Origin of the sequence: Clostridium sp. (assembly GCF_032552055.1) — a bacterium.
Lineage (GTDB): Bacteria > Bacillota > Clostridia > Clostridiales > Clostridiaceae > Clostridium.
In genome coordinates this window covers 1-4,185 of the sequence record NZ_JAWGSV010000272.1, presented here as the reverse complement: position 1 = coordinate 4,185, position 4,185 = coordinate 1, and the positions used below count along the sequence as shown (strand labels likewise).

General features: G+C 30.3%; 4 protein-coding genes. 3 read left to right on the top strand and 1 reads right to left on the bottom strand.

The genetic code is table 11. From position 1 onward, the window contains the following. Both E6248_RS13980 and glcT read left to right on the top strand, forming a co-directional pair. Positions 1-868, top strand: an 868-nt coding sequence (locus E6248_RS13980) for a GNAT family protein (protein ID WP_316341400.1), incomplete at its 5' end; no start/stop codon positions are given. A gap of 44 nt (positions 869-912) precedes the next feature. Beyond that, positions 913-1,773, top strand: a complete 861-nt coding sequence (gene glcT / locus E6248_RS13975) for a glucose PTS transporter transcription antiterminator GlcT (protein WP_316341399.1) — start codon at positions 913-915, stop codon at positions 1,771-1,773. Positions 1,774-1,832: 59 nt separating this feature from the next. Here the strand turns inward: glcT and E6248_RS13970 are convergent, their stop codons facing one another. Beyond that, on the bottom strand, positions 1,833-2,354 hold the full coding sequence (locus tag E6248_RS13970; RefSeq protein WP_316341398.1) for a PTS glucose transporter subunit IIA: 522 nt from the start codon (positions 2,352-2,354) through the stop codon (positions 1,833-1,835). Positions 2,355-2,922: 568 nt separating this feature from the next. Here E6248_RS13970 and nagE point away from each other — a divergent pair. Continuing rightward, positions 2,923-4,185, top strand: a 1,263-nt coding sequence (gene nagE / locus E6248_RS13965) for an N-acetylglucosamine-specific PTS transporter subunit IIBC (protein ID WP_316341397.1), incomplete at its 3' end; no start/stop codon positions are given.

Genomic DNA, 4,185 nt, shown 5'->3' with positions numbered 1-4,185 from the left:
AGATAATATTCTAATAGGAAGGTTTACTATTACTGAATTAGATAAAGAAGGTAGAAAGTGCAACATCAGATTGAAGTTTTTTAAGAGTGGTAAGCATAATTTACTAAGAGAGTCAGTAATAAGTATAGTGAGGGCTATCTTTAAGGATAATAATACATATAAGGTTAATATTTTAGTGGATGAAAATATTAATTATAAGGTTTTCTTAGACTTAGGGTTCAATTTAGAAGGAATATTTTCAGAAAATTTATTTTCAAATGGAATATTTTTAGATGAACTTAGTTTTGGTGTTAATAGAAATGACTTTAATAATATTCAAAGAAATTATATTGTTAAACTAAAGGGAAAAAATATATCACTAAGAAATCTTAGCCCTGAGGACTCAGAAGATTTATTAGAGTATTATATTAGAAATGAAGATCACCTAAGAAATTATGAGCCAAGTAGAGACAAAAGCTTTTATACTATAGAAACTCAAAGGGATATTCTTTTAGAGAGCTATAAGGGATTAATGTCTGGTAAGTGTGTTGATCTTGGAATCTACAAGAATGATAAACTTATTGGGAAAATAAAAATATCCAATATAGTTTATGGAGTATTTAAAAGTGGTATAATTGGTTATTCTATGGATAAGGATTATCAAGGGAAGGGCTATATGAAGGAAGCTTTAAGGATGGCAGTACGATATGCTAGAGATGAGCTTGAACTACATAGATTAGAGGCTTCTGTCTTAGTGGATAATGAAAGATCTAAAAATGTATTAACTAGTTGTGGGTTTAAAGAAGTTGGGTTAAATGAAAGGTATTTATTTATTAATGGTGGGTGGAGAGACCATTTAACTTTTTATAGGGTATTAGAGGATTTCTAATATTACATAAACTAATATTATTTTTTGGTAAAGGTAGGAGTATTATGTATAAGATTACGTTGAATAAAGATGCGAGTGTTATAAAATCTTTTAATAATAACATTTTGCTTGTTAAAGAAGAGGGGCAAGAGAAAATTCTTTTCCAAAAGGGCATTGGATTTGGGAAGAAACCTGGTGATGTAATAAGCAAGGGAACAATAGTAGAGAAAGTATTTATTATCGAAGATAAAGATAATCAAAGAAATTTTAATGAAATATTAAATAGAGTTGATACGAAATTAATTGCAATTGTAGAAGAAGTTATTGCAGAGATATCAGATGAGCTGGGAGAAGAACTTAATGAAAATATCCATATAGGATTAGTAGACCACTTATTCTATGCTATAAGAAGGCTAGAGGATAATGAAGAAATACAAAATCCTTTTCTAGTTGAAATAGAAACACTTTATGCTAGGGAATTTTCTATGGCATCTAGGCTGGCTTATAGAATTAAAGAAGAATTAGGAGTTGAAGTTCCAGAAGGTGAAATAGGATTTATTACTCTTCATATACATTCAGCTAGGAATAATGGTAAACTATCAAATACTATAAAATATAGCTTTTTAAGTAATTCTATTATTGAGCATGTTGAAGATAGGCTTAAGATAGAAATAGATAGAAAATCTTTAGATTATGCTAGATTTTTAACTCATATAAGATTTGCTATTGAAAGGATTATAACTAATAGCCCTATAAAAAATGATTTAGTAGATATAATTAGAGATAAATATAAAATATCCTATAAAATTGCTAAGGAAACAAGGGAAATTATATGTAAGACTTTAGATATAAAAGAAATATCAGAAGATGAAGTGGCTTATTTAGCCATGCATATTGAGAGGTTTAGAATATCTTTTGAAAAATAAATTATAAAAAAATAAGAATCAGTATTAAATTACTGATTCTTATTTTTTTGATTTAGTTATTACACTTCAAAATTTACTACTGTAGTTTCTCCAGCTACTACATTACCTGTTTCAACAGCAGATATTGATTTAGTGGCATCAACATTTGTTATTAAAACTGGAGTTGCAAGAGATAATCCTTTGCTTAAGATAAACTCTCTATCTATTTTTATTAATGGAGTACCAGCCTTAACTTTTGTTCCTTGTTCTACTAATTGTTCAAAACCTTCTCCATCAAGGGAAACAGTTTCTAAACCAATATGAACTAATATTTCTAAGCTGTTTTCTAATGTCATAGCAAAAGCGTGCTTAGTTTTAAAGATTAAAGTAACTTCTCCATCAGCAGGAGCAACAACAGTATCTCCTTCAGCCATAATAGCTGCTCCATCACCTGCTAACTTTTCAGCAAAAACTGGATCTGGAACCTCTGATAAAGGCATTGCTTTACCTGAAACTGGTGCAACTAAAGTATTAGCCTTAGCAACTACAACTTCTTCTTTATTTTCTTCTGAATTGAATAGGTTTTTAAAAAACTTAAACATAGTACTTCCTGAATAGTCAGGAATCCACATCCTTTCTATTTCATATTTTTTATCTAGTTTATATAAATAGTATTTATTTAAAACAAAAAATAAATACACAGATATATCATAATTAATAAAAACAAAAGGCATAAGTCCTATATTTATTAGAATAGTGGACTCATGCCTGATTTAACAGTAACACGTCTAGTATGATTATATCTGTAATTATTTATAATTGTCAATAAAATATAAGAAAAAAACAGTATATTGTATTGTAATAAAACACATGGATTACTACATAAAACAAATAATAATATAATAATAAAATCAAGATATTAAAAATTATAGAAGAAAAAATAAAAATAAAAAAATTTAAAAAAACTATTGAAAACAATAACATAGGATGATACAATAACATTGTAAGTTAAATATATGTACAAGTTTAGGCGTGTTATCAATTAGTTGAGCATGAGCCGAAGAGGATTTATTATATTATAATATCCTTTTCGGCTTTTTTATATTATCGGAATTATTTATGTTATGGCTTAGATTTGTACATAACAAAAAACAAGGAGGAATTATTATTATGATGAAGTATCTTCAAAGACTAGGAAAATCATTAATGCTTCCAGTTGCAGCTTTACCAGTTGCAAGTATCTTAATGGGTATCGGTTACTGGATTGATCCATCAGGTTGGGGAGCAAACAATGTAGCAGCGGCTTTCTTATTAAAAGCGGGTGGAGCGTTAATCGATAATATGGCAATACTATTTGCTATCGGGGTAGCAGTAGGTATGTCAGATGACAACGATGGAACAGCAGGACTTGCAGGTCTAGTTTCATGGCTTATGATTACAACATTATTAAGCCCCGCAGTTGTTGCTATGTTTAAGGGAATTGATGTTGCGGAAGTTCCAGCAGCATTCAGTAAAATCCAAACTCAATTCGTTGGTATAGTTGCAGGTTTAATAGGTGCAAGTTGTTATAACAAGTTTAAGTCAACAAAGTTACCAGACGCTTTAGGATTCTTTAGCGGTAAGAGATCAGTTGCAATTATGACATCTTTAGCATCATTAGTTGCAGCACTTGTATTATTCTTTGTATGGCCAGTAGTTTATAATGCATTAGTATCATTTGGTAAAGCAATTATTTCTACAGGAGCTGTAGGAGCAGGTATATATGCATTCTTTAACAGATTATTAATACCTACAGGGTTACACCATGCACTTAACTCAGTATTCTGGTTCGACGTTGCAGGAATTAACGATATAGCTAACTTCTGGGGTGGTACAGGAGTTCAAGGTCAAACAGGTATGTACATGACAGGATTCTTCCCAGTTATGATGTTCGGTTTACCAGCTGGAGCTTTAGCTATGTATCATACAGCTAAAGAAAATAAGAAAAAAGCTGTATATGGATTATTATTAGCAGCTGCATTATCTTCATTCTTTACAGGAGTTACAGAACCATTAGAATTCGCATTCATGTTCTTAGCACCAGGACTATATGTATTACATGCTGGATTAACTGGTATATCAGCAATAGTTTGTACATTATTACCAGTAAGAGCTGGATTTAACTTCAGTGCTGGTTTTGTTGATTGGTTCTTAAGCTTTAAAGCACCAATGGCAGAAAATCCACTATTAATAATACCAATAGGTTTAGTATTTGCATTAATCTACTATGTAACATTTAGATTTGTTATCACTAAATTCGACTTAAAGACTCCAGGTAGAGAAGATGACGATGAATTAACTGAAAACACTGTAGTATCTGGAGATATGGGGGAATTAGCTAAGGCTTATATCGAAGCTTTAGGTGGAAGAGAAAATATAGTATCAGTTGATAAC

Bases quoted from the DNA above. Each gene is read 5' to 3' on its own strand.
- glcT (WP_316341399.1), top strand. From the start codon at position 913: ATGTATAAGATTACGTTGAATAAAGATGCGAGTGTTATAAAATCTTTT.
- E6248_RS13970 (WP_316341398.1), bottom strand. From the start codon at position 2,354: ATGTTTAAGTTTTTTAAAAACCTATTCAATTCAGAAGAAAATAAAGAA.